General features: G+C 62.7%; 25 protein-coding genes and 1 pseudogene. 13 read left to right on the forward strand and 13 right to left on the reverse strand.

Annotated features, from left to right (window positions below):
- The first annotated feature begins 4 nt into the window (after positions 1-4).
- Complete coding sequence (locus tag Q8K05_RS08975; RefSeq protein ID WP_305246286.1) at positions 5-541, forward strand: flavin reductase family protein; 537 nt, start codon at positions 5-7, stop codon at positions 539-541.
- Between the two features lie 196 nt (positions 542-737).
- Positions 738-1817 (forward strand): AmmeMemoRadiSam system radical SAM enzyme, encoded by a 1080-nt coding sequence (gene amrS, locus Q8K05_RS08980; protein ID WP_305246287.1) that lies wholly within the window; start codon positions 738-740, stop codon positions 1815-1817.
- Between the two features lie 39 nt (positions 1818-1856).
- On the opposite strand, the gene Q8K05_RS08985 is transcribed toward amrS, so the two are convergent.
- Positions 1857-2477, reverse strand: a complete 621-nt coding sequence (locus Q8K05_RS08985) for a phosphoribosyltransferase (RefSeq protein WP_305246288.1) — start codon at positions 2475-2477, stop codon at positions 1857-1859.
- Between the two features lie 149 nt (positions 2478-2626).
- Positions 2627-2875: a hypothetical protein gene (locus Q8K05_RS08990; protein ID WP_305246289.1), complete on the reverse strand. Its 249-nt coding sequence runs from the start codon at positions 2873-2875 to the stop codon at positions 2627-2629.
- A 447-nt stretch (positions 2876-3322) separates the two neighbouring features.
- Between Q8K05_RS08990 and Q8K05_RS08995 the strand changes: the two genes are divergently transcribed.
- The 4 genes from Q8K05_RS08995 (at position 3323) to dinG (ending at position 7871) form a co-directional block, all read left to right on the forward strand.
- Positions 3323-3976, forward strand: coding sequence for a BON domain-containing protein (locus Q8K05_RS08995; RefSeq protein ID WP_305246290.1), 654 nt, complete (start codon positions 3323-3325; stop codon positions 3974-3976).
- Positions 3977-4058: 82 nt separating this feature from the next.
- Positions 4059-5018 (forward strand): hypothetical protein, encoded by a 960-nt coding sequence (locus tag Q8K05_RS09000; protein ID WP_305246291.1) that lies wholly within the window; start codon positions 4059-4061, stop codon positions 5016-5018.
- A gap of 32 nt (positions 5019-5050) precedes the next feature.
- Positions 5051-5416 carry a hypothetical protein gene (locus tag Q8K05_RS09005; protein WP_305246292.1) on the forward strand — a complete coding sequence of 122 codons (366 nt, stop codon included), beginning with the start codon at positions 5051-5053 and terminating at the stop codon, positions 5414-5416.
- 202 nt (positions 5417-5618) lie between these two features.
- Positions 5619-7871 (forward strand): ATP-dependent DNA helicase DinG, encoded by a 2253-nt coding sequence (gene dinG, locus Q8K05_RS09010; protein WP_305246293.1) that lies wholly within the window; start codon positions 5619-5621, stop codon positions 7869-7871.
- Here dinG and Q8K05_RS09015 read toward each other — a convergent pair.
- Positions 7805-8206, reverse strand: coding sequence for a cytochrome C (locus Q8K05_RS09015; RefSeq protein WP_305246294.1), 402 nt, complete (start codon positions 8204-8206; stop codon positions 7805-7807). The genes dinG and Q8K05_RS09015 overlap by 67 nt on opposite strands.
- Before the next feature lie 90 nt (positions 8207-8296).
- Here Q8K05_RS09015 and Q8K05_RS09020 point away from each other — a divergent pair, with 90 nt between their 5' ends.
- Positions 8297-8632: a co-chaperone YbbN gene (locus Q8K05_RS09020; RefSeq protein ID WP_305246295.1), complete on the forward strand. Its 336-nt coding sequence runs from the start codon at positions 8297-8299 to the stop codon at positions 8630-8632.
- Between the two features lie 7 nt (positions 8633-8639).
- Here Q8K05_RS09020 and Q8K05_RS09025 read toward each other — a convergent pair whose 3' ends face one another.
- From Q8K05_RS09025 to merR, 3 genes are all read right to left on the reverse strand, one after another.
- Positions 8640-8837 carry a DUF2892 domain-containing protein gene (locus tag Q8K05_RS09025; RefSeq protein WP_305246296.1) on the reverse strand — a complete coding sequence of 66 codons (198 nt, stop codon included), beginning with the start codon at positions 8835-8837 and terminating at the stop codon, positions 8640-8642.
- Between the two features lie 122 nt (positions 8838-8959).
- A complete protein-coding gene (locus tag Q8K05_RS09030; protein WP_305246297.1) occupies positions 8960-9610 on the reverse strand; it encodes a Crp/Fnr family transcriptional regulator in 651 nt (216 codons plus the stop codon).
- A 267-nt stretch (positions 9611-9877) separates the two neighbouring features.
- Entirely contained in the window at positions 9878-10303 is a 426-nt protein-coding gene (gene merR / locus Q8K05_RS09035; protein WP_305246298.1) for an Hg(II)-responsive transcriptional regulator, read from the reverse strand.
- A gap of 70 nt (positions 10304-10373) precedes the next feature.
- Between merR and merT the strand changes: the two genes are divergently transcribed.
- From merT to queC, 6 genes and pseudogenes are all read left to right on the forward strand, one after another.
- On the forward strand, positions 10374-10724 hold the full coding sequence (gene merT / locus Q8K05_RS09040; protein ID WP_305246299.1) for a mercuric ion transporter MerT: 351 nt from the start codon (positions 10374-10376) through the stop codon (positions 10722-10724).
- A gap of 13 nt (positions 10725-10737) precedes the next feature.
- Entirely contained in the window at positions 10738-11040 is a 303-nt protein-coding gene (merP, locus tag Q8K05_RS09045) for a mercury resistance system periplasmic binding protein MerP (protein WP_305246300.1), read from the forward strand.
- A gap of 41 nt (positions 11041-11081) precedes the next feature.
- A pseudogene (gene merA / locus Q8K05_RS09050) lies at positions 11082-12503 on the forward strand (mercury(II) reductase); the annotation flags it as partial.
- Positions 12504-13286: 783 nt separating this feature from the next.
- Positions 13287-14516: a sorbosone dehydrogenase family protein gene (locus Q8K05_RS09055; protein ID WP_370868810.1), complete on the forward strand. Its 1230-nt coding sequence runs from the start codon at positions 13287-13289 to the stop codon at positions 14514-14516.
- Positions 14517-14626: 110 nt separating this feature from the next.
- Positions 14627-14974 carry a cytochrome c gene (locus tag Q8K05_RS09060; RefSeq protein WP_305246302.1) on the forward strand — a complete coding sequence of 116 codons (348 nt, stop codon included), beginning with the start codon at positions 14627-14629 and terminating at the stop codon, positions 14972-14974.
- A gap of 284 nt (positions 14975-15258) precedes the next feature.
- Positions 15259-15957, forward strand: coding sequence for a 7-cyano-7-deazaguanine synthase QueC (gene queC, locus Q8K05_RS09065; RefSeq protein WP_305246303.1), 699 nt, complete (start codon positions 15259-15261; stop codon positions 15955-15957).
- On the opposite strand, the gene Q8K05_RS09070 is transcribed toward queC, so the two are convergent.
- The 7 genes from Q8K05_RS09070 to Q8K05_RS09100 form a co-directional block, all read right to left on the reverse strand.
- Positions 15939-17564: an MFS transporter gene (locus tag Q8K05_RS09070; RefSeq protein ID WP_305246304.1), complete on the reverse strand. Its 1626-nt coding sequence runs from the start codon at positions 17562-17564 to the stop codon at positions 15939-15941. The genes queC and Q8K05_RS09070 overlap by 19 nt on opposite strands.
- 93 nt (positions 17565-17657) lie before the next feature.
- Positions 17658-18659 (reverse strand): tripartite tricarboxylate transporter substrate binding protein, encoded by a 1002-nt coding sequence (locus Q8K05_RS09075; RefSeq protein WP_305246305.1) that lies wholly within the window; start codon positions 18657-18659, stop codon positions 17658-17660.
- A gap of 38 nt (positions 18660-18697) precedes the next feature.
- Positions 18698-19171, reverse strand: a complete 474-nt coding sequence (locus tag Q8K05_RS09080) for a MaoC family dehydratase (protein ID WP_305246306.1) — start codon at positions 19169-19171, stop codon at positions 18698-18700.
- On the reverse strand, positions 19168-20337 hold the full coding sequence (locus Q8K05_RS09085) for a CaiB/BaiF CoA-transferase family protein (RefSeq protein WP_305246307.1): 1170 nt from the start codon (positions 20335-20337) through the stop codon (positions 19168-19170). The genes Q8K05_RS09080 and Q8K05_RS09085 overlap by 4 nt, the downstream gene beginning before the upstream one ends.
- A gap of 2 nt (positions 20338-20339) precedes the next feature.
- Positions 20340-21335: a tripartite tricarboxylate transporter substrate binding protein gene (locus tag Q8K05_RS09090; protein WP_305246308.1), complete on the reverse strand. Its 996-nt coding sequence runs from the start codon at positions 21333-21335 to the stop codon at positions 20340-20342.
- 26 nt (positions 21336-21361) lie between these two features.
- The gene (locus tag Q8K05_RS09095; RefSeq protein ID WP_305246309.1) at positions 21362-22339 is read right to left on the reverse strand and encodes an acyl-CoA dehydrogenase family protein; all 978 of its coding nucleotides are present in this window, start codon (positions 22337-22339) and stop codon (positions 21362-21364) included.
- A gap of 15 nt (positions 22340-22354) precedes the next feature.
- Positions 22355-23512 (reverse strand): acyl-CoA dehydrogenase family protein, encoded by a 1158-nt coding sequence (locus Q8K05_RS09100; RefSeq protein WP_305246310.1) that lies wholly within the window; start codon positions 23510-23512, stop codon positions 22355-22357.
- Between the last annotated feature and the right edge of the window lie 12 nt (positions 23513-23524).

A 23524-nucleotide genomic window follows, 5' to 3' on the forward strand; every position in this document is an offset into this window, starting at 1 on the left:
CACGATGGCAAAGAGAACTCTTCCCTTGTCCAGGGTCTATCGCCTGCTGGAGCCCGGGCCGGTGGTGATGGTCACGACCGTCAGCAAGGGGCGGGCGAACATCATGACCCTGTCGTGGCACACCATGCTCGAATTTGAGCCGCCGCTGGTGGGCTGCGTGATCAGCAACCGGAACTACACCTTCGACATCCTGAAGGCGACCAAGGAGTGTGTGATCAACATTCCGACGGTCGAGTTGGCGGAAAAGGTGGTGGCTTGCGGGAACAGTTCGGGCTGCAAGGTGGACAAGTTCGAGGCTTTTGGCCTCTCGCCCGTGACTGCGGAATGCGTCAAGGCGCCCCTCATCGACGAATGCTACGCGAATCTTGAATGCAGGGTGCTCGATGCCACGATGGTGGCAAAATACAACTTCTTCGTCCTTGAGGTGCTCAAAGCGTGGATTGACCCGGCACAGAAACAGCCTCGGACCCTGCATCATCAGGGCAAGGGCGTGTTCATGGTCGCCGGCGAGACGATCCAGTTGCCTTCGAAAATGAAATAGGCCGCCTTTTCCGCCCCACCGCCACCGCTACGGCGTCAAGCACGCGGTCCAGCGCATCGGCGCCATGAAGCGTTGTGCGTTGTACTTCAGGCGGCCCCATTTTCCGCTTCGCACAGCTTGTTGCCGCCTTGATCTGCGTCATTATTGACCTTGACCCGGGCGTCAAAATAGCAGCACATGAATGCGTGGAGACATGATGGAAAATTCCAGCTACCCAGCCCGCTACTGGCACTTTGTCGAGGACGGCCGCATTCAATGCGATGTCTGCCCGCGCGATTGCAGGTTGCACGAGGGGCAGCGTGGCGCCTGTTTTGTGCGCATGCGCCAGGGCGATCAAATGATTCTCACCACCTACGGGCGATCCTCGGGCTTTTGCATCGACCCCATCGAGAAAAAGCCGCTGAACCACTTTTATCCCGGCAGCAGCGTGCTGTCCTTCGGTACCGCCGGCTGCAATCTGGCGTGCAAGTTCTGCCAGAACTGGGATATCAGCAAGTCCAAGGATATGGACCGGCTGATGGACCAGGCCTCGCCCGAAGCCATCGCGGTCGCGGCCGAGCAGTCGGGTTGCCGCAGCGTGGCCTTCACCTACAACGATCCGGTGATCTTCACCGAATACGCGATGGATGTGGCCGATGCCTGCCATGCGCGCGGCATCAAGACCGTGGCGGTGACGGCGGGCTACATGCACGGTCAGGCGCGCCGCGATTTCTTCGCCAAGATAGATGGCGCCAATGTCGATTTGAAGGCGTTCACCGACGACTTCTATTTCAAGCTGACCGGCTCGCACCTGCAGCCGGTACTCGATACGCTGGTCTACCTCAGGCACGAAACCAAGGTGTGGTTCGAGATCACGACCTTGCTGATCCCGGGCAAAAACGACTCGGATGAAGAAATGACCGCAATGAGCCAGTGGATCATGAAGGTGTTGGGGCCCGACGTGCCGCTCCACTTCTCGGCATTCCATCCCGACTACAAGATGCCGGACGTGCCGGCCACGCCGCCAGCCACGCTGGTGCGCGCACGCGACATCGCGCTGAAGGCCGGCTTGCACCATGTCTATACCTGCAACGTGCACCATCGGGACGGCGACACCACCTTCTGCCCGGGCTGCCATGCGCCGTTGATCGTGCGCGACTGGTATGAAATCAAGCAGTATCGATTGAGCCCGGACGGGCATTGTCCGGACTGTGGCGCTGCCGTGGCGGGCAGGTTTGGGCAAGAAGCAGGGCATTTCGGCAGAAGGCGCATCCCGATTGCGATCAACATGTTTTGAAGGAACGGCATGTCATGATCGCCCGCCAGGCCTGTTTTTCTACTGCTTCAAAATCTCGATGACCTCGTCATCTTCAACCTGCGGGAAATGCCCGTAGAACTGCCCCACCGCCTGGAAGAACTCGGGTGTTTCGAGGCAAACCACCTCATCCGCCAAATCTTCCACCTTGACCAGCGTATCGGGCGGCGACACTGGCACCGCGCAGATCAGCTGGGCCGGCTTCCTGGCGCGCAGACCGTGCAGCGCGGAAATCATGGTCGCGCCCGTGGCCAGACCATCATCGACCACGATGACGATGCGTCCGGCCGGATTGATCGGGGGGCGGATCGGCGTGTATTGGGCACGGCGCTTGTGGATGGTCCTGAGTTGCTCCTGTTTCTCGGATTCAATGTAGTCCTTGCTGGCGCCAGTCGATGCGGCGTAGTCGGCGATATAGGTCCAGCCGCTCTCATCGACCGAGCCAATCGCGAGTTCCGGCTGGTGTGGCGCGCGCAGCTTGCGCACCAGCACCACATCGAATTCGCCGCCCAGTTTTTTCGCAATGATTTGCGCCATCGGCACAGCACCACGCGGGATGGCAAGAATAAGCGGATTTTTCCCCTGATAGTCCTTGAGTTTTTCGGCCAGCCGGCTGGCGGCTTCATTGCGATCACGAAACATGGTTCAGGTCCTCAGGTAGGTCTTCCAGTGATGGTGGCGGCAACACACATAGTGACCAAAAGCGATCAAATGCGCATGCGCGAAAATTCTGTTTGGTCGCCATTGTCCGAAGCACTGGTCCGCGCCAATTTCATGCATGAAGCCGGGATTTACGAGAGGGCTTCAACACCGAAGACCTTCTTCACGAACTCGTCCATCTCCAGTCGCTTTTCATCGGCCGCTTGTTCGAGCTTTTCCGCCAGATCAAGCTGACCTGTCGTCGGGCCAGAACCTTCACCCGCAGCAGATTTAGTAAAAGCTTGCATCACTCTAAACCGTGCTGTGTGCGACTCCTTATTGACAGCTTGCCAGTCGGCTTGTATCGCTGCCCATTTTTTACCGTCTTCGATCGTAGCCATATCAGTCTCCTTTACTTGCCGCCAGTCGTACGAAATCCAGCGGAAAAATTGCGGGGGTCCAATCGCAGATACACCCTATCGCCGTCGGTGACGCCAACCCGAATTTCGCCAGGCATGCCTGGCTGCGATCCCGCTGGTGCCCAATGCACTGGATCAACAAGCAAATTCAGTTTAGAAAGAATCGATCAAGCGGCCTTGAGGTTTGTCAAAGAGCGTGGTCGGGTGCACGAGATTCTCCGAGAACCCGATGAAACGTCGATCGGGCTCGGCCCGGGGCGATTCATTCCGGTGGCCCCGCTCTTGCGTTAGTTGCGCTTTCTCAAGTAGCGTGCGCTGCGCCTGACTAGACTTGTTGACGGGTCACGCAGGGAGTCACTTCCGGGGCTTGGAAAAAAACCGTGCGTCCATGGCAAACACATTTGATCTTTGATATCTGAAGGGAACATGATGAAAACAGACTCACAACTGAAAAAGGAAGTTCTGGCCGAGTTGGAGTGGGATCCTGCGCTCAATGCCAACCACATCGGGGTGGCGGTCAACGAAGGCGTGGTGCTGCTCACTGGACACCTCGATACTTTTGCCGAGAAACAGGCGACGGAAAAGGCGGTGCAACGCGTTGCCGGCGTCAAGGCCATCGCGGTGGAACTGGATGTAAAGTTGGAGCCGCGCCATCACCGAAGCGACGCCGAAATTGCGGCCGCCATTGAAACGGCCTTCAGATGGCACGCCGCCATCCCTGAAGACCGCATTCGGGTCAAGGTGGAAAAAGGCTGGGTGACGCTCACAGGCGAAGTGGACTGGCACTACCAGCGCCACAACGCCGAGACCGTGGTGCGGCCCATAACCGGTGTGGTTGGGCTCAGCAACAACCTCAGCGTGAGGGAGCGCGAGGCATCCGAGTTCGTGGCTAATCGCATCCACGACGCCTTGACGCGCTACGCAGAAGAGGAAGCCAAAAATATCAAGGTCGTCGTGGAAGGGGGCACCGCGATCCTGCGCGGCACAGTGGGCACAGTGGCCGAGCATTCTGCCGTGCAAGCGGCGGCATGGTCTGCTCCCGGCATTTCCCGCGTGGTGAACGAGCTTCAGGTTCAGCCGTGATTCTGCACCACGCGGTACGCCCCGGGGGGCGTCTGATCGGGCGTTACCAAAAATGCGTTCTGCGGGCGTAATCTGAATGGTCATGAACATCGACGTATGCAATGGGGACGCCGACGGCCTGTGCGCCGTCGTGCAGTGGCGCTTGCATGATCCGCAGGCAGCTCGTTTGGTCACGGGACTAAAACGCGACATTGAACTGCTTGAGCGTGTTCAGGCCGTCCGCGGTGACAAGCTGCTGGTGTGCGATGTGTCGATGCGGCGTAACCGCCTGCCGCTGATGCGCCTGCTTGCCGCTGGCGTGTCTGTGCGCTACTTCGACCATCACGAGGTGGACGAGATTCCTTCTCATCCGCTGCTGGATGCGCATATCGATGCGGCCAGCGACACTTGTACCAGCCTGCTGGTGGACCGCCATCTTGGTGGCAAGTTTCGGGCCTGGGCGGTGGTCGGTGCTTTTGGCGACAACCTGACCGGCGTGGCCGAGGGCTTGGCGGTGGATATGGGTTTGACTTTTCAGGATCGTAGGCGTTTGCAGTCCCTGGGGGAGTCAATCAACTACAACGCCTATGGTGACAGTGCGCAGGATGTACACATCAGCCCCGCGCAGCTGTACCAAAAACTGGTTCGCTATCCTGACCCACTGCGTTTTCTGGAATGTGAGGTGCTTGGCCGGGAACTTGACGTGCTGCGGCAAGAGGATTTGAGACGGGCCCAAGCCTGGCCACCCCATCTTCAGAATGAGCGGGTTGGCGTTTATTTTTTGCCCGATGCGCCATGGAGCCGGCGCGTGTCTGGCAGCTTGGGCAATACCCTGGCGTCCGCCGAACCGCTGCGCGCCCACGCCGTGCTGACGCACACGGCCGCTGGCGACTTCGCGGTCAGCGTGCGTGCACCGCTACATTCCCCTACCGGGGCGGCGGCGTTTTGCCGTCGTTTTGGCGGCGATGGACGGGCGGGTGCAGCGGGCATAGATCATCTGCCGGCGGATCAACTAGAGCGGTTCATTGATGCGTTTTCCGGTGCCCGGTGGGGGAACTCTTAAAGGGGGGGCTTAATTTTCTGGACGCAGATGCCATGTTCCTGTTCATCACGTTCGCCACCTGTTCGACCGATTTGACGGTCACGCCGTTGATGGCCAGCAGGACCTCGCACGGCACCAGCCCAGCGCGCCCGAAGCTGGCAGGACAAATGTGCAAGTTATTGCTGAACGAGCCCTACATGGTGAAAGCGACAGAAGTTGCCGTCACGACCAAGCCCGCAGCGATCAGTGACAGGAGCAGTTTTTTTCGTGTCATGGTCCATCCTCGAAGGGGGTGCAACGTCAAAATTTACCAATCGAATGTTCGGGCGAGGAGCCGCGGCCTGCTTGATATTTGTCACGGGCGCATGGTTTGCCGCACGCCGTCAAGCCTGCAACACCACACTAGAAACGGCAGTTGACCGCTTGGTTACCTTCGTGAGCCCGCGTGAAATCCAACCTTTTCGTCTTCGATCGCGTTCACCTTTCAGGCGAAAGCGCTACGCCCCTGAAGGCACTGCGCTTGCGGTCAGCCCATGGCGCCGTTTGTTTTATCTTCGTAGCGGGCAGTGTCATCTGCGCGATCTTGCCGCCGCCAGCCCCGCGTCGTCAATAATCGGTTCGATGAGTTTGTCTGCAACACCGCCCGCGCTTGAACATCTGCCCCTGGCGATTTCCCCCAACGCGCCGCCCGCCATCGTGCCCGCCTATGCCTCCGAGCGTGGCATGGACCCCGAACTGCTGGAGACGGCCCGCATCCGCCTGGAGCTTTTGTACGGCGAGGTCGCCGCTTCCTGGCCCGGCTTTATTGCGCGCCCCGGCCAGTACCAGATGATGCAGGCGTCGCTGCTGACGTTTTTGTCGGCCAAGGCGCCTGACGACGAGGACCGCACCGGCAACAACCTGGCCCAGCTTGAAGCCGGCACCGGCACCGGCAAAACCGTGGCCTACTGCCTCGCGGCGATCGTGGCCGCCGAGGTGCTGAAAAAGACCGTGATTGTGTCCACCGCCACCGTGGCCCTGCAGGAGCAGCTGTTCCAGAAAGACCTGCCGCGTCTGGCTGAAATCATTCCCGAATTGCGGTACGACATCCTCAAGGGCCGTGCCCGCTATGTTTGCGAAAGCCGGCTGGACGGTGTGATCAACGACGAGGCGCAGGACGGCCTGCTGACCGGCGAATTTCAGGATGCCTTTGCCGATGCCCGCCATCAGGCCAAAGGCATTCCGCGCGACCGCGCCGAGGCCATGCTCTGGTTCAAGAACGCCGCCAAAAAGCTGCGCACGGGCAGCTGGGACGGCGACATCGATAGCCTGGCGCAGCCGCCCGAGACTGAAGACTGGCGCCAGGTGCAGGCCAATGCCCATGCCTGCAACGGCGGCCGCTGTGAACACTTCAAAAGCTGCGCCTTTTTCAGGGCCCGCCGCCAGGCCGCCAGCGCCACCCTGCAGGTCGCCAACCATGCGCTGATTCTGGCCACGCTGCAGACCGACAGCACCCTGATTGACCCCGGCAACACGCTGTTTGTGTTTGACGAGGCCCACCACCTGCCCGGTATTGCGGCCGACCAGTTCTCGTACCGCGCGCGCCTGGGCACCAGCATCAAGCTGCTGGCCAGCCTGCGCACCGTGGCGCTGCGCCATGGCCGCGTGCTGCCGGCCTCGACCCGGCCCGACCCGGTGGCCTTTGCGCAACTCATTACCGGCTGCACCGACAAGCTGGCGATGATTGAAAACTACTGGATTGAGGCCCGCCTGGTCAGCGCCGACAAGGCGGTTCACCGCTTTGCCCAAGGCCAGATCCCAGAGGCCCTGATTCCCGAGTGCGAGCAGCTCGCCACGCTGCTGCGCGCCATTACCTCGGTGGTGTCGAGCATCGCGTCGGCGTTGATGGAGCCCGACGAATCCCGATCGCCGGCCGAGCGCGACGAACAAGCCCGTGCCGGAGTTGAGCTGGGCGTGTTCCTGTCGCGGCTGGACACGCTGGAAAAACTGTTCAGCGCCTGGGCCACCCACGACAAGGTGCCGTGGGCCAAGTGGCTGGAATGGGTCGAGGACGCGGGCGGCACGTCGGTGGATGCCTGGCTGTGCGCCAGCCCCATGACGGCCGCTCAGGTGCTGTCCAAAAGCTTGTGGAAAAACGTGAGCGCCGCCGTCTGCACCTCGGCCACGCTGACCGCCTGCGGCAGTTTCGACTTTTTTGACAGGCTGAGCGGCATGAACCGCTTCCCGGACCGCCGCGCGCTGGTCGTGGCCTCGCCGTTTGACTATGCCGTCCAGGGTGAGTTGCGCATCGCCCCCCTGAAGCATTCGCCCAAAAGCCCGGGATTTTCAGACGAGTTGTGCGAAAAACTGCCCGGGCTGCTGCGCGAACACCGCCATGGGCAACTGGCGCTGTTCACGTCCAGGCGCCAGATGCAGGCCTGCCACGCCGCGCTGCCCAAGGATTTGCTGGCCCAGGTGCAGGTGCAGGGCACGCGCTCGCGCACCGAACTGCTCAAGGAGCACAGCCGGCGCGTCATCGCGGGCGAGCGCAGCATCATTTTTGGTTTGCAATCCTTTGGCGAAGGCATAGACCTGCCGGGCCAGCTGTGCGAGCATGTGGTGATCGACAAGCTGCCCTTCACGCCGCCCAACTCGCCGGTGGAAGAAGCCCTGGCCGAATGGCTGAACGCGCAGGGGCGCGACCCCTTCACCGAACTGTCGGTGCCGCGCGCCGGCATGAAGCTGGCCCAATGGGCCGGGCGCGGCGTGCGCACCGTGACGGACCGGGCGGTGATTACCGTGTGCGATACCCGGCTGGCAACGATGCGCTATGGACCCGCCATTTTGGCGGGCTTGCCGCCGTTTCCGGTGGTGCGGCCGGTGCCTGCCGCCTGAGCCGGGGGGCGGGCATCGCTTTTTGCGGTTGACTCGCGTAGCCCTGCGGGGTAGCGGTAATAAACGGTGTTGAGGTAGCGCGCCACGTCCGCAATGTCTTCCGCGCTCCAGCGCAGCCCCGACAGGCCTTGCCAGCGGTCTACTTCTGACTGCAGGCCCTTCCAGTCGGTGACGAGTTTCTTGTCGCGCCAATGGACTTTGTCGCTATGGCAGGCAATGCAGTGCGTGGCATACAGCAACTCACCACGCGCGGCATCCCCCATGCGGGGCGCTTCGGTCTGGGCCAGGCTGGCGCAAGAGGCCAGCAGGATGCCGGAAATCGATCTTGCAAGCATGTTCTTCTCCTGAAGAGGGGCTGACAAAAATCAGTATAGGCCTCGTTCCTGCGGTCTGGAAGGCGCATAAAAAGGCATAAGCTTGCCGTCATGCACCACATTGCCACGGCTGAGCAACTTGAACCACTGAAGGCGACGCCCGCCTTGCTGATTTTGTTTGGCGGCGCGCACTGCGGCGTCTGTCAGGCCATCAAGCCCAAACTCGAAAGCCTGATGGCGCAGCATTTCCCGGACATTGCGCTGGCATATGTGGACTGTGCGCAACTGCCCGACAGTTGCGCGCAGCACGGCGTTTTCACGCTGCCGGTGGTGCAGCTGTTCATTGACGGGCAACTGTGCCTGGAGCGGGTGCGCAGCTTCAGCCTGCAAGAGCTGAGCGCGCAAATCGGGCGCGTTTATCGGCTGTGGCAGGACGCCCGCCGGTAAATGGCGCTCAGGTCTTGTTTTTCATGGAACAGGTGTTCCAGCCAAAGAGCGCGTAGGGCGGGCACCAGCCAATCAGGCCGGTGGCCAGCGGCACGATGCCGAACCAGCCCCACAGGCCGACGGTGTTGGTGGCGGCCAGACCGATCAGGACCAGGCCGAGGACGATGCGCAGGATGCGGTCAATGCCGCCGACGTTGGACTTCATGGCTGTTTCCCTTGAAAGAAGTGGTTGAAAGCCGTATTGGACGCCTTGCCGCACCCGGGGTCTGTGACTTGAGTCACCCAGCCGCAGTTCCCGGCGCCCCCGTCCCCGCTTGCGTCGTGGTGTCAGGCGCGCAGCGCGGCCGCCACGGCGCGCAGCGCGGCGCTGTTGCTGATGTGGATGCGCTCGCGTGCGAGTTCGACCCAGCCTTCGCGTTCAAAGCGGCGCAGCAGGCGGGAGACGATTTCACGCACGGTGCCCAGCTCGTCCGCCAGCGTCTGGTGGGTCAGGGCCAGGTCTTGCCCACGGCCCAGCAGCGCGGCCGCCAGCCGCTGGTCCAGCCGTTGAAAGGCCACCGCATCAATCAGGCCGGTGAGGTCGGCCATGCGTTCGGCGAACAGGCCCAGCACCGCATTGCGAAACGCCGGGGTTTCCAGCCACTGGCTGAACACCGGCGGCGTTATCAGCAGCAGCGTGGTCGGTTTGGTGGTCACGCCGTGGGCCGACAGCGGCTGGCTGCGAAACAGGCAGGCACTGGACACCAGGCACAGCTCGCCGGGCACCACGCGGTACAGTTCCAGCGAACGCCCGTCACCCGAGTGGCGCGACACCTTGACCTCGCCCTGCAGCACCAGCGGAAAGCCCTGGCACGGGGCGTGTTCGGCAAACAGCACGGCCCCGGTCGCCACGTTCAGCGGCCCGGCGGAGCCTCCCAGTGCAGCCAGCGAGGGCGTCACGTTGGTCAGGGCGGGGTAGAGCGTTAAGGGGTCGGTCATGCGGGCAGTGTAGTGGCCTGCGGGCGGCTGAAGGTCACGTCAAGGCGGGCCAGTTTCCCGTAGCAGTCAAATGTCACCCGGCGCGCTGCAGGGGCAAGCGCAGCATCCCGGCGTAAGAGCCCGTGTGACCACTTTTCCCGCCGCAGGCCCAGGCCCCGTTCGCGCACCCGGTCGGGTCTGCGCGAGAACGAGCAGGCCTTGTACTGCATCAACAGGTTTGCGGTTTAATTTGCCATCAACCCTCGCGGGTACTTCGTTAAATGCTATCTATTTAATAGCAATTTGGGATGTATTCTGCAACGACGCGATCAGTGGGCATGAAACGTTCCCCTGGCTTGCATGGCAGGCGCACACCAGTTGCGATAGCACGGCCTCCATACGCGCCAAGTCGCACAGCTTCTCGCGCACATCCTTGAGCTTGTGTTCAGCCAGATGGCTGGCTTCTTCGCAGTGGGTGCCATCGTCCAGCCGAAGCAATTCAGCAATCTCGTCCAGGCTGAAACCCAAGTGCTGGGCTGATTTCACGAACCGTACTCTGTTCACATCCGCCACGCCATAGCGGCGAATGCTGCCGTAAGGCTTGTCCGGCTCAAGCAGCAGCCCCTTGCGTTGATAAAAACGGATGGTCTCTACGTTGACCCCGGCCGCCTGGGCAAAGGCCCCAATGGTGAGATTTTCAAATTTATTGTCCATGCTGCTTGACTCCGTACTCAACTACGGAAGTAATCTTACGCCATGGTCAACGATTTAAAAGGAGCAACGTATGTCAGAACCCAATAGCGGGCGAGGGGCGCTCGTGACCGGGGGGCTGGCCGCCAGCCTCGCTTCGGCCTGCTGCCTGGGACCTTTGGTCTTGGTCACCTTGGGATTTTCTGGCGCCTGGATCAGCAACCTGACCGTGCTGGAACCTTACCGCCCGATTTTCATCGGCGTGGCACTGGTGGCGCTGTTTTTTGCCTACCGGCGCATTTTTCGCTCGGCACAAGCGTGCAAACCGGGCGAGGTCTGTGCCATCCCGCAAGTGCGCAGCACCTACAAGCGCATCTTCTGGATCGTTGCCGTGTTGACGGCTGTGGCGCTTGTTTACCCCTACCTGCTTCCCCTGCTTTATTAACCGGGCGCTCCACATGAAAACGAATGTTTCGGCGCAAGCCAAAAAACTGCTCACCTTCTTCGGGCTCTGCGCCCTCATTGCTACGCCAGTCTGGGCTGCTACCAGGACTGTTACGCTTTCCGTCCCCGGCATGACCTGCGTCACTTGCCCGTTCACGGTCAGGGCGGCGCTCTCCAGAGTCGAAGGTGTGCGCAAGACCGACGTGCAGTTCGGGAAGCGTGAAGCCGACGTGACCTTTGACGACGCCAAGACCACTGTCCAGCTACTGATGGATGCGACTGGCAACGCCGGCTATCCGTCTACCGTCAAGAACTGATCATGAACCCCCCCCAAAAAACATCGATGAAACCTGGCGCTGGCAACCAGCCCGGCGGAGACGGCAGCGGACTTCACCTTGCTGTGATCGGCAGCGGCGGCGCTGCAATGGCGGCAGCGCTCAAGGCCGTTGAACTCGGCGCGCGGGTCACGCTGATCGAACGCGGCACGCTCGGCGGTACTTGCGTCAACATCGGTTGCGTGCCGTCCAAAATATTCATCCGTGCGGCGCATATCGCGCATCTGCGCCAGAGAAGCCCCTTTGATGGCGGCATCACGCCGGGCGCACCCGTCATCGACCGCCCGGCCTTGCTGGCGCAACAGCAGGCGCGCGTTGAGGAACTACGCCACGCCAAGTACGAGGGCATCCTGGCGGGCAACCCGGCCATCACCGTCTTGCGCGGCGCGGCCCGCTTCAAGGACGGCCAGCACCTGATCGTCCAAATGACCGAGGGCGATGAACGTGAGGTGGCCTTTGACCGCTGCCTGATTGCTACCGGCGCCAGCGCGGCGATTCCTCCGATCCCGGGACTCAAGGACACGGCGTACTGGACCTCCACCGAGGCGCTGACCAGCGACAGGGTGCCAGCACGCCTGGCCGTGATCGGCTCGTCGGTGGTGGCCCTGGAACTGGCTCAGGCGTTCGCACGACTGGGCAGCCAGGTGACGATTCTGGCGCGCAACACCTTGTTTTTTCGCGAAGATCCCGCCATTGGCGAGGCCATGACGGCCGTCTTCCGCGGCGAAGGTATCGCGGTGCTGGAACACACCAAGGCCAGCAACGTGGCCTATGCAGGCAACGAATTCGTGCTGACCACCCGTCAGGGTGAAGTGCGCGCTGACAAGCTGCTGGTGGCGACTGGCCGGAGGCACAACACGGGTGAGCTGAAACTGGAGGCGGCGGGCATCATCGCCAACGCACAAGGCGCGATCATCATCGACCAGGCGATGCGCACCAGCGCGCCCAACATCTACGCCGCCGGCGACTGCACCGACCAGCCGCAATTCGTCTATGTGGCGGCGGCGGCCGGCACCCGCGCGGCCATCAACATGACAGGCGGCGAAACCGCCCTCGATCTGAGCGTGATGCCGGCGGTGGTGTTCACCGATCCCCAAGTCGCCACCGTGGGTTCAAGTGAAGCGCAGGCGCGCCTCGCCGGAATCGAGACCGTGAGCCGAACCTTGACGCTCGACAACGTGCCGCGGGCGCTCGCCAACTTCGACACGCGCGGCTTCATCAAACTGGTGGCTGAGGCGGGCTCTGGCCGACTGCTCGGGGTGCAGGCGGTAGCGCCGGAGGCGGGTGAACTGATCCAGACCGCGGTCATCGCCCTCCGTGTTCAAATGACAGTGCAAGAGTTGGCCGACCAGTTATTCCCGTACCTGACGATGGTGGAGGGCCTGAAGCTCTGCGCCCAGACCTTTTTCAAGGATGTGAAACAGCTTTCCTGCTGCGCCGGATAAATCACATTCCTTGACGGCAGGTCAATGGGCACCTCTGGAATATGACCATGTTCACCGGTCGCCGCCATCGCCTTTCGCACCGGCCAGCCAGGCTGACGTGTTCGCGGCGCGTGCCGCGGTGATCTCTCTGGGGGACCGCCTCAGTGAGGCTGACCGACAGTTCCGCAGTGCGGAACTGTTTACTCTGACATGCTCTTCTTCGGGGTGTCGATCCCTTTGCAGTGGGACCCCAAAAACCGGCAGGACCGTGAAGTGGCCGCCGCGCTGGCCATGGTCGATGAGGCCAGACGTACAAATAAAGGCCGCTGAGTTGCAGCGCCAGCTCGCAACGCTGACTGGCCACGGCTTGGCCCATGTGAAACCCCATGGAAAGCATCTGCTGATCCAGATGCTCCGGGGCGACAGCTTGGACACCATTGCGCGGCTCACCGAGACGGCTCGCAGCACCTGCTCCTCAGCCTTTCGAAGCCACACCGGGCGCTGGGAGCCCTTGTCTGGGACCGGAGATCCCGCAACGACCGCTGCCTTGGTCGTGGCCCTGTTGGCTCCTTACTTCGATCCTGATAATTAAACCTATTTACGGGGTGTTGTACCAGTTCGAAGCCAAATCCCGCACGACACCCGCACATCCCCGCTTGTCAAAAAAAAGTTGCCGGACTAGCATGCGCTTCAAGTGCTGCGCGGGGAATGTTCATCCGTGATGACTCAGTGCTTGCTTTTATCGAGGAGACTTTTGTGAATAAAAAAATAAGACATCTCTTGCTTGCTATCGCGGGGATAGGCATGGCTGGCGTGGCGGCGGGACAGGTCGCGCCGCCTGCCAATATCGACAAGCTCAAGCAGATGAAGGTGGCCACGACGGACCTGAACATTCCGGTCGTGCCGCAAACAGGCTCCAATGCAGACGCTATCAGGGAAAACCTGAAGCGCGTCAAATTGCCGCCGGGTTTCAAGATTGCCCTCTATGCCGTGGTGCCTGATGCACGTCACATGGCGGTGGCGCCTTCGACCAACATGCTGTTTGTCGGCACGCGCAAGACCACCGTCTGGGCCGTGACGAACCGCAACAGCGGTGAAATGGCCACCGAGGTGAAGTCCTTCGCGCCTTCGCTCAAATTCAGCGTGCCCAATGGGGTCTGCTGGACCAAGGACGGTTTCCTGATCGTGGCCGAACACAATCGGGTGCTCAATTTCCCCGCCGCCGAGTTTTTCTATGAAGGCCCGGATGTGGCGGTGATCGAAGTGGCAGCGCAAGGCAAGCTGATTCCGCCCGAGGAGGAGAGCTACAACCACGGCGCGCGCACCTGCCGCATCGGCAAGGACGGCATGCTCTACATCACGCTGGGGCAGCCGCACAATGTGCAGCCACGCGACAAACTCAAGCTGTACGATCAGTTGGGGATAGGCGGCATTGTCCGCATGAATCCGTTTGACGGCAGCAAGCGCGAGGTCTATGCGCGCGGTATCCGCAATTCCGTGGGCCTGGAGTTCAACCCCAAGAACAACGACCTGTGGTTCACCGACAACCAGACCGACGGCATGGGTGACCTGATTCCCGCCGGCGAGATCAACCGCGCCACCAAGCCGGGGCAGTTCTTTGGCTACCCCTGGATCCAGGGCAAGACCCGCATCACCGAGCATGGCTACGACAAGGATCCGCTGCCGGCCAACGTGACCAATCCCGAGGTCTACATGGACGCGCATGCGGCCGACCTGGGACTGACCTTCTACACCGGCAAGAAATTCCCGGCCAAGTACCAGGGCGGCATTTTCTCGGCCCAGCATGGTTCATGGAACCGCACCGATCCGATCGGCGCGCGCATCCTGTTCACCAGCCTCAAAGCCGATGGTTCTGCCGACAAGACCGAGGTGTTTGCCGATGGCTGGCTCGACCCGGAAACCCGCCAGTACCGCGGCCGTCCGGTCGATGTGGTCAACCTGCCGGATGGCTCGATCCTGGTGTCGGACGACTTTGCCGGTGCGCTCTATCGCATCAGCTACACGGGCCAGTAAGTCCGTTGTTCCGCACCTTGCGTGGCTCATGCGGGGTGCGGCTCCGTTTTGACATGCAGCGGGCCTGAACACTTGTTCAGGTTCGCTGCATTTTTTTTTGAAAGATACTCATGATTTGCCTTAAACCGCAAGGTCCGCTGGCTGCGGCGCTGCTGCTGGGGGCGCTGTTGCTGTCCAGCTGGACCGGGTCTGCCCACGCCCGCGACCCCATTGCCGGCAAGGCCCGCGCCGGCATGTGCGCCACCTGCCATGGCTCGCAGGGCCTGAGCCAGTTGCCCAATGCGCCCCACTTGGCGGGACAACCTGCCATCTACATCGTGGAGCAGCTCAAAAATTACCGCAGCGGCAAACGCCAGAACGAGGTGATGCACGTGATGGCCAAGCCCCTGTCAGACCAGGAGATTGACGACCTCGCAGCCTGGTACGAATCGATCCAGATTTCGGTGACAGTGAAATAAGAAAAAAGACGCGGTTTTGCGTACCTGATCGCAACGGATGGTCTCGTGGGACACCCTCATCAGCGCCAAAATCGCCGGACAATACCGGTCGTAGCAGGTGCTTGCCCTTTAATCCGGGCAGCCGCTGGCGCAACGGCCGGGTCAGGCTGACAAAACGATCGAGGGGGTGCCCGTCGCGCAGTTTTGCCAGCGCGGCCCGGCGATTGCAGCGACGCCCTGGGCCAGCGCCTGATCGATCTGCGCGGGGCACAATAGCTTCCTTTTAAACGGCCTGATATTTCAGCATGCACACCACCGCCCTCGTTCTGTTTTCGGGAGGCCAGGACTCCACCACCTGCCTGGCACAGGCGCTCTCGAAATACGAGCGCGTCGAAACCATCGCCTTTGACTACGGCCAGCGCCACAAGGTGGAGCTGCAGGCGCGGCTGAATGTGCTGCGCGAGCTCAAAACCCAATTTCCACAATGGGCGCCCAAAATGGGCGAAGACCACCTGCTCGATCTGGCCGTACTCGGTCAGGTCAGCGAAAGCTCGCTGACCCGCGACACGGCCTTCAAAATGGAAAGCTCTGGCCTGCCCAACACCTTTGTGCCGGGCCGCAACCTGCTGTTCCTGACCCTGGCGGCCGCGCTGGCTTACCGGCGCGACCTGCAGGTGCTGGTGACCGGCGTTTGCGAGACCGATTTTTCGGGCTACCCGGATTGCCGCGACGACACCATGAAAGCCATGCAGCTGGCGCTGTCGCTGGGCATGGACAAGCGCTTTCTGATCGAAACCCCGCTGATGTGGATTGACAAGGCCGACACCTGGGCGCTCGCGCATGCGCTGGGCGGGCAGCCCCTGGTGGATTTGATCATTGAACACACCCACAGCTGCTACCTCGGCGACCGCGTGCACCGGCACGCCTGGGGCTACGGCTGCGGCGAATGTCCGGCCTGCGAATTGCGGGCGCGCGGGTTCGCGCGTTATTCGGAACGGTCCTGAGCGCGGCCCGGGCCTTCCACCACGCAGCGGCTGACCTGCGGCGGCGCGTCGCCGATGTGAAAGGCCAGCTTGCGCTCGCGCAGCGCCACGTCGCTGGCCGTGACGCGGTCAAAGCGGCGCAGGTGTTCGGTCCAGGACTCGTCCACGATCTGCTCGATAAAGTGCCCCGGCTGGTTGACGTCGCGCAGCAGGGCCCATTCCAGCGCGCCCTGGCGCAGCCGGCTGCGGCGGCTTTCCTGCATCAGCGCCCGGAAGTCGTCGGCCCGCGCCGGGTCAATCAGGTATTCAATGCGCACCACCAGGTGGCCGGCGCCGGGCGGCGCCTCGGCCACCGGCGTCTTGAATTCGCTGGACGGCGTCAGGTCTTCTTCTGCCTGGCGGTCGGTCACCCAGCGCTGGGCCAGCAGCATGCTGAGGGTGCCGCTCACGGCCGCCACCGCCAGGCCGGTCTGAACGCTGGTGAGCGTGGCCACCTGGCCCCACAGCGCCGCGCCCAGCGCACTCGCGCCCATGATGGCCATCTGGTACATCGACATGCCGCGCGCCCGCACCCAGTCGGGCAGCGACAACTGGGCCGACACGCTGAGCGAGTTGGCGCAGGTGATCCAGGCCGCGCCGTTGAGCAGCATGGCCGGCACGGCAACCCAGGCATTGGGGGCAAAGGCCATCACGGCCGTTGACACCGACTGCAGCAGCGTGGCGCGCAGCACCAGCGTGTCGCGCGCCATCATCTGGCGCAGACGTGGCAGAAACAGCGCCGCCACAATCGCGCCCGCACCCATCGAGGCCAGCAGCAGCGTGAAGGTGCCCGCATCGCCGCCGTGCAGGCTGCGCGCCACCAGCGGAAGCAGCGCCAGCAGCGCGGTGGAATGCAGAAAAAACAGCGCCACGCGCAGCAGCACCGACTGCAGGCGGGCCGACTGGCGCACATACTGCAGGCCCACGCGCATCGCGCTGCCCAGGCGTTCGCGGCCCAGCGGGCTGGGCGCTTGCTCGCGCCGCCAGCGCATGATGACAAAGCCGGAAATCACCGACAGCACGGCGTTCAGCACAAACACATAGGCGGTGCCCGCGCTGGCAATCAGCGCGCCGGCCACCAGCGGCCCGACGATGCGCGACGCGTTCATGGAAATGCCGTTCAGGGCCAGCGCCGCCGGCAGCTGGCTGCGCGTCACCAGCTCGGGCATGATGGCGGCAAACACCGGCCAGCGCATGGCCAGGCCCACGCCATTGGCAAAGGTCAGCGCCAGCAGCAGCGCCGGCGTCATCACGCCCGCGAGCACGGCGATGCACAGCAGCGTGGCCACGGCGGCCACCCAGAACTGGGTCATGATGAAGTAGCGCCTGCGGTCCAGGATGTCGGCCAGCGCGCCGCTGGGCAGCCCCAGCAGGAACACCGGCAGCGTGGCCGCCGACTGCACCAGCGCCACCCAGAGCGGCGAGGTGGTCATGGACGTCATCAGCCAGGCGGCCGCCACATCGTTCATCCACATGCAGATGTTGGCCACCAGCCAGGTGCCCCACAACAGCCGGAACACCGGCGCCTTGAGCGGCTCCCAGGGCGAGAGGGATTCTGCCGGCGGGGGCTGGATGATTTTTTCGGGCATTCAGTGCATTTTCCCTCACCGCTTCTGGCCAGACATTCCGGGAAAGCCGGGCCGGAAAGGTTAACTTATTTTCTGTCGCACCTGGCGCGGTCTTTATTCAAGCGTTACGCCCGTTTGCTTGACCACGGTCGCCCAGCGGGTCAGTTCTTTCTGGACATAGGCGCCGTAGGCCTCGGCGGTCGAGCCCAAAGGTTCAGCACCTTGCAATGCCAGTTTCTGGCGCACTTCAGGTGTTTGCAGCGCCTTCATCACTTCGGCGTTCAGGCGCTCGATGACGGGTTTGGGTGTGTTGGCCGGCACCATCAGGCCCTGCCATGCACCGACTTCAAAACCGGGCATGCCCGACTCCGCCAGGGTCGGCACATCCGGGAAAAGCGCCATGCGTTTGGCGGTGGTGACTGCCAGCATTTTCATGCGTTTGTCGCGCACGAATGCCATGACCGAGTTGACCGTGTCGGTCATGAACTGGATCTGGCCGCCGGCCAGGTCAATGTCGGCCGGGGCGCTGCCTTTGTACGGGATATGCACGGCATCAATGCCATTGGCCTGCACGAACTGGAAAGCGCCCAGGTGTGTCACGTTGCCGTTGCCGGCGGAGCCATAGGACAACTTGCCGGGGTTGGCTTTGGCATAGGCAATGAACTCCTTCACGGTGTTCGCTGGCACGTTGGGCGCAACCACCAGAGCCAAAGGCACGACGGCAACCAGTGCCACCGGCGCCAGGTCGCGCTGCACGTCATAGCTCAGGTTTTTGTAAAGAGCCGGGCTCAGCGTGATCGACGACGTGTTGTACAGCAGGGTGTAGCCGTCGGCCGGCGCTCTGACCGCCACCATGGCGCCCAGGTTGCCGTTGGCGCCGCCCTTGTTGTCGATGACCACGGGCTGGCCCAGGGACTCCGACATTTTTTGTGCGATGACGCGGGCCACCAGGTCCGTGGGTCCGCCGGGCGGGAAGGGAACAATCATTGTGATCGGCCTGGACGGGAAGGCGGCCTGGGCCTGGGCACTGGGGGTGGTCAAGGCTGCGCTGCAGACTAGAGATACCAGTGCCGCAGCGGCAACGCGGCGCGAAATTCGGGTCGGGGTTGTTTTCATGGTGATGTCTCCTCCGGGGTTGTGGTGAAAAGGGGTGTTCAGGCGTCGGCGCGGCCGGCCAGCATTCGCTTTGCGGTGTAGGTCATGACTTCTTCGCCCTGCTGGTTGAAAACCTGGATCGTCGAGTCGACGATCGCTCTTCCGCCTGTGGAGGTGGGGCGTACGCCGGTTACTTCGATGACGGCGTGGATGGTGTCGCCCACGCGCACCGGCGCATGGATTTTCTGCGTGAGTTCCAGCATCGCCAGCCCGGTTCCCTGAATCATGGTTTGCAGGATGAAGCCTTCGATCAGCGTGTAGGTCAGCGCAGCGGGGACCGGTCTGCCGGCAATGCCGCCATGCAGCGGGGCCGCGTCGATAAACATCACCTCGACCATTCCGGTGACGCCGATGAAGCCGACCAGGTCGGCCTCGGTTACGGTGCGGCGAAAGGTCTTGAAGCGCTGACCGATGACGAGGTCCTGCCAGTGAAAACCCTGGCCCAGCTGCCGGATTTCTTGCGGGGTGTTCATGATGGTTCCCGGATGTTGCCGGTGTCAGGCGCCATGCCTATTTCGGCCAGCAGTTCGGCCGTGTGCTGGCCGAGCCGTGGCGCCATGCTGACCGGCGGACGCACGTGATTGAACTTTACCGGCACGCCGGGAAACCGGAGCTTCCCCATGGCCGGGTCATGCAGCGTCTCGAAGAAGCCGGTGGCGCGAAGGTGTTCATCCTGCTGCAAATCCTGGAGCCGGTTCATTTTGGAGGCCGGTATTTCAAGCCGGCTGAAAATCTCAAGCCAGGCGTCGGTGCTGCGCCCGGCAATGAACCGGGCCGCCAGTTCGTAAAGCTTTTCGATGTTGCGCGTGCGCGCCGAAATATCGGTGAAACGTGCGTCAAGCGCCAGTTCAGGCGCGCCTGCCTCGATGAAGAAGCGGCGCCAGTGCGCGTCGGTATAAGGCATCGCACAAAGGTAGCCGTCGGTGGTGCGGTAGGGCCTGCGCCATGGGTTCAGCAGCCGGGGGTAGCCGGGCTCGGCCAGCGGTGGCTCGAAATGCTGGCCGTAGAAATGCTCGACCAGATTGAAGGCCACCATCGACTCGAGCATCGGCACTTCCACATACGAGCCTTGTCCGGTCCGTTCGCGCATGAACAGCGCTGCGAGGATCGCATGCGTGGCGACCAGTCCCGAGGTCTTGTCGGCGGCGATCGTCGGGTAGTACTGGGGCGTGCCGGTCTGCAGTTCCATCAGCGCCGCGCAGCCGGACATGCCCTGGATGATGTCGTCGTAGGCCGGCATGCCGCCGTAGGGACCGTCCTGCGAGAACCCGTGCAAGCCGACGTAGACCAGCCGCGGGTTGCGCGCGCGCAGTGTCTCGGGGTCCAGCCCGATACTCGCCAGTTTTTGCGGACGGATGCTGTGCATCAGCACATCGGCCGTATCCACCAGCTTGAGCAGGGCTTCACGGCCTTGCGGCGTCTTCAGGTCCAGCACGATGCTGCGCTTGCCGCGATTGACGCCGAGAAAAATGGCCCCCATGCCGGCTTCCGTGCTCGGGCCGGTGCGCCGGGTCGAGTCGCCCTCGGGCGTCTCGATCTTGATGACATCGGCGCCGTATTCAGCCAGAACCTGACTCGCGTAGGGGCCCAGCACCACCGTGCTCAGGTCCAGTACGCGAATCCCGTTCAGGGGACGCATGCTTATTCCTGCTCGACTTTGGCTTTGACCGCGATACGCTTCCACAGCTCGATCTCGGCGGCCTGGAATTTACGCATCTCGTCGGCGCCGCCGTTCATGACTTCAGCGCCCAGGCGTTCATAGAACTCCCTGGTTTCGGGCATGCGCTCAATTTGGGACAGCAAGGCAGCGAGCTTGTCGGTTTCAGCCTTCGGTGTTTTGGCCGCGACCATGGCGCCCACCCAGACATAGGCGGTAAAGCCCGGCAGGCCGGCCTCGCCGAAGTAAGGCACGGCCGGAAGGACAGCCGTACGGCGGTCGGATGCGACGGCCAGGGCACGCAGCTTGCCGCCCTTGACCAATTCATAAGCGGCCGTGATGTCGGAAAATGCCATGTCAACCGTGCCCGAGGCCACAGCCGTCAGGGCCTCTGATGCGCCCTTGAACGGAACATTGCGGATATCCAGGCGCGCGCTGTCGTTCAGCGCCTCCGCCATCAGCTGATAACCTGCAGAGCCTGCGGCATAGTTGAGTTTGCCCGGTTGTGCCCTGGCCGCGCTGATCAGCTCGGCCAGTGTTTTGTGTGGGGAGTTCGGCGGCACCACGACCAGGGTGGGCGCGCGCATCATCATGGTCAACGGCGCCAGGTCGGTTTGCGGATCGTAGGGCAGTTTCTTGAACAGCGCCACGTTCACGGCCAGGGTCGAATTGCTGCCGACGAAGACGGTGTAGCCGTCAGCGGGCGCTGCGAGCAAGGCCCGCACCGCAATGAAGCCGTTGGCGCCGGGGCGGTTTTCCACCACCACGGCTTGCCCCGTGAGTTCTGTCAGCTTCCTGCCGAAGTAGCGCGCCGAGGTGTCGGTGCCACTGCCGGGCGGGAAGGGCACGATGAACTTGATGGCCTTTGACGGAAAGTCCTGCGCGAACGCCTGGCTGGCGGGCAGCAGAAACGCAGCGCTGCACAGCGCGGCCAGCGCCAGCAGGGGCGAAATAATGGATTTGAATTTTTTGAGGGGCATATTGTCTCCAGCAGATAAAAAAGTTTTTACACCGAACGAACGAAATCGGAAAGTGGCAGATCGCCCGCGAGCACATGCTGACCGACCACCGTGTTCCAGTGGGCTTCGGAACCGTGGGCCATGCGCCACTCGTGCAGGCGCCGGGTCAATAACTGCAGGTCGTATTCTTCAGTTACCCCGATCGCGCCATGCAGCGCGTGGGCGATCGAGGCGACCAGCCCCGCAGCTTCGCTGGTGCGTGACTTGGCCATCGCGCCAGCCAGCAGGGACGGGGTTTTTCCAGTGCCTTGAAAGGCGGCCTCCGCGGCAATCGACGCGGCTGCCGTGTGTTCTGCCATCACGCTCAACTGATGCTGAACCGCCTGGAATTTCCCGAGCGATTTTCCGAACTGGACGCGGTCGTTGCAGTACTGCAGCGTCATTTCGAACACGCGCTTCATGGCGCCGCTGAGCAGTGCGGCATGCAGTGCTGCAGCGAAGGCGGGCAACATCGCGCCGCCGCGCCGCGCGCGGGCCGCACTGTTTTCATCGGGCCAGCTGAGCGTGGCCGTGAGGCTCCGGTTCACGCCGGTGCTCTGGCGCTGAGCCGCCGCGCAGGGCAGCAGCAGCAAGGCGTCGCCGTCGCTGGCGAGCACAAAGTCCGCCAGCATGCCGTACGGCGTCAACGCGCAGCTGATGGCGCCGCCTGCCTCGCGGCGAAACGCCGCGGCCAGCGTGACCATGCCAGTGGGCATCGCCATCTGCGAGTCGGCCAGTGCGCGGGCCACGATGGTTTGCGCCACCGGCACCGGTACCGTGTAGCGCCCGAAGAGGCTCAGGATGGGAAACAGTTCGGCCAGGGATAGACCGGCTCCGCCGTCGCCCTCGGGGGCCAGGAGTTCCAGAAATCCGGCACCCGCCACGGCTTCCCACAAGGCGGCGGGTGAGCCGCCCGCTTCAATCGTGCGCACCACGGCTGGGGCGCACTGGTCCTTGAGAATGTCTTCTATGGCTTCTGCAAACATGGGATATGTTCTTTCTTAGCGCAAGCCCAGACCGCGCGCGATCATGCCGCGCAGGATCTCGCGCGTGCCGCCGCGCAGGGAATAGGTGGGCGCAATCTGGCTCACGTAGGCCACCGTGCGGTACAGCTCGGCGTCCACCGGCGCGTCCGGATTCATGGCGATGGCCGCTTCAATGACGGCCGGGATGCTTTGTTCAAACTCCGTGCCGATGTCCTTGACCAGCGCGGCTTCGACGATGGGGCTTTCACCGTTGACCAGCTTGCTGGTGACGGCGATGGACATGTTGCGCAGCGTGGCTAGGTGCGTGGCGAAACGTCCGATGGTGGCGGCGTGGGCAGACGCGTCCGGACTGCGGCGCAGGCAGGTGATCCAGTGTTCCAGCAGCACGATGCTGGAGTACACCCGCTCCGGGCCGCTGCGCTCGAAGGCCAGTTCGGCATTGACCTGCGCCCAGCCGCTGCCTTCCTGGCCGATCAGCGCGTCGTCGGCCAGTAGCACATCGTCAAAAAAGACTTCGGAAAAATGGGCGTCGCCAGCCAGGTCATCAATCGGGCGCACCGTCACGCCGGGCAATGACAGGTCAACAATGAACTGCGACAAGCCCTTTTGCCGGTCCTGCGGCTCGCCCGATGAGCGCACCAGGGCGATCATGTAGTGGCAGTGCTGTGCGTTGGTGGTCCATATCTTGCGGCCGTTCAAGCGCCAGCCACCCTCGCAGCGCGTGGCCCGCGTGCCGACACTGGCGAGGTCGGAGCCGGCATTGGGCTCGCTCATGCCGATGCAGAAAAACGCCTCGGCGGCACATATTTTCGGCAGGTAGAACTGGCGTTGCGCTTCCGTGCCGAACTTGAGGATCAAGGGCCCGCTCTGGCGGTCGGCGATCCAGTGCGCGGAAACCGGGGCACCGGCGGCCAGCAGTTCTTCCACCAGCACGAAGCGCGAGAAGGCATCCAAGCTGGCGCCGCCGTAGTGCGCGGGCAGGGTCACGCCGACCCAGCCGCGTGCGGCCAGCTTCTTGCTGAAGGCGGCATTGAAGCCCATCCATGAACGGGCCCGGATGTCGGGCGGCGTCGCCTCAAGGCTGGATTTGAGAAAGGCCTTCACCTCGGTGCGAAACGGGTTCGTCCCGGCGGGAAGTGTGGCGAGCCGGAAGGCGGATAGCAGATTGCTCAAAGATGTTCTCCC

The sequence above is a fragment of the Polaromonas sp. genome (genome assembly GCF_030682935.1).
Lineage (GTDB): Bacteria > Pseudomonadota > Gammaproteobacteria > Burkholderiales > Burkholderiaceae_C > Polaromonas.

What these genes read in the sequence shown, in the direction of transcription:
- Q8K05_RS09025 (WP_305246296.1), bottom strand. Translation starts at nt 8,837, where the DNA reads ATGAAGTCCAACGTCGGCGGCATTGACCGCATCCTGCGCATCGTCCTC.
- Q8K05_RS09000 (WP_305246291.1), top strand. Translation starts at nt 4,059, where the DNA reads ATGAACATCGACGTATGCAATGGGGACGCCGACGGCCTGTGCGCCGTC.
- Q8K05_RS09020 (WP_305246295.1), top strand. Translation starts at nt 8,297, where the DNA reads ATGCACCACATTGCCACGGCTGAGCAACTTGAACCACTGAAGGCGACG.
- Q8K05_RS09090 (WP_305246308.1), bottom strand. Translation starts at nt 21,335, where the DNA reads ATGCCCCTCAAAAAATTCAAATCCATTATTTCGCCCCTGCTGGCGCTG.
- Q8K05_RS09030 (WP_305246297.1), bottom strand. Translation starts at nt 9,610, where the DNA reads ATGACCGACCCCTTAACGCTCTACCCCGCCCTGACCAACGTGACGCCC.
- dinG (WP_305246293.1), top strand. Translation starts at nt 5,619, where the DNA reads ATGAGTTTGTCTGCAACACCGCCCGCGCTTGAACATCTGCCCCTGGCG.
- merT (WP_305246299.1), top strand. Translation starts at nt 10,374, where the DNA reads ATGTCAGAACCCAATAGCGGGCGAGGGGCGCTCGTGACCGGGGGGCTG.
- merP (WP_305246300.1), top strand. Translation starts at nt 10,738, where the DNA reads ATGAAAACGAATGTTTCGGCGCAAGCCAAAAAACTGCTCACCTTCTTC.
- Q8K05_RS09060 (WP_305246302.1), top strand. Translation starts at nt 14,627, where the DNA reads ATGATTTGCCTTAAACCGCAAGGTCCGCTGGCTGCGGCGCTGCTGCTG.
- Q8K05_RS08990 (WP_305246289.1), bottom strand. Translation starts at nt 2,875, where the DNA reads ATGGCTACGATCGAAGACGGTAAAAAATGGGCAGCGATACAAGCCGAC.
- Q8K05_RS09075 (WP_305246305.1), bottom strand. Translation starts at nt 18,659, where the DNA reads ATGAAAACAACCCCGACCCGAATTTCGCGCCGCGTTGCCGCTGCGGCA.
- queC (WP_305246303.1), top strand. Translation starts at nt 15,259, where the DNA reads ATGCACACCACCGCCCTCGTTCTGTTTTCGGGAGGCCAGGACTCCACC.
- Q8K05_RS09055 (WP_370868810.1), top strand. Translation starts at nt 13,287, where the DNA reads ATGGCTGGCGTGGCGGCGGGACAGGTCGCGCCGCCTGCCAATATCGAC.
- Q8K05_RS09005 (WP_305246292.1), top strand. Translation starts at nt 5,051, where the DNA reads ATGTTCCTGTTCATCACGTTCGCCACCTGTTCGACCGATTTGACGGTC.
- Q8K05_RS08985 (WP_305246288.1), bottom strand. Translation starts at nt 2,477, where the DNA reads ATGTTTCGTGATCGCAATGAAGCCGCCAGCCGGCTGGCCGAAAAACTC.
- Q8K05_RS09070 (WP_305246304.1), bottom strand. Translation starts at nt 17,564, where the DNA reads ATGCCCGAAAAAATCATCCAGCCCCCGCCGGCAGAATCCCTCTCGCCC.
- Q8K05_RS08975 (WP_305246286.1), top strand. Translation starts at nt 5, where the DNA reads ATGGCAAAGAGAACTCTTCCCTTGTCCAGGGTCTATCGCCTGCTGGAG.
- Q8K05_RS08995 (WP_305246290.1), top strand. Translation starts at nt 3,323, where the DNA reads ATGAAAACAGACTCACAACTGAAAAAGGAAGTTCTGGCCGAGTTGGAG.
- Q8K05_RS09095 (WP_305246309.1), bottom strand. Translation starts at nt 22,339, where the DNA reads ATGTTTGCAGAAGCCATAGAAGACATTCTCAAGGACCAGTGCGCCCCA.
- merR (WP_305246298.1), bottom strand. Translation starts at nt 10,303, where the DNA reads ATGGACAATAAATTTGAAAATCTCACCATTGGGGCCTTTGCCCAGGCG.
- Q8K05_RS09080 (WP_305246306.1), bottom strand. Translation starts at nt 19,171, where the DNA reads ATGAACACCCCGCAAGAAATCCGGCAGCTGGGCCAGGGTTTTCACTGG.
- Q8K05_RS09085 (WP_305246307.1), bottom strand. Translation starts at nt 20,337, where the DNA reads ATGCGTCCCCTGAACGGGATTCGCGTACTGGACCTGAGCACGGTGGTG.
- Q8K05_RS09015 (WP_305246294.1), bottom strand. Translation starts at nt 8,206, where the DNA reads ATGCTTGCAAGATCGATTTCCGGCATCCTGCTGGCCTCTTGCGCCAGC.
- amrS (WP_305246287.1), top strand. Translation starts at nt 738, where the DNA reads ATGGAAAATTCCAGCTACCCAGCCCGCTACTGGCACTTTGTCGAGGAC.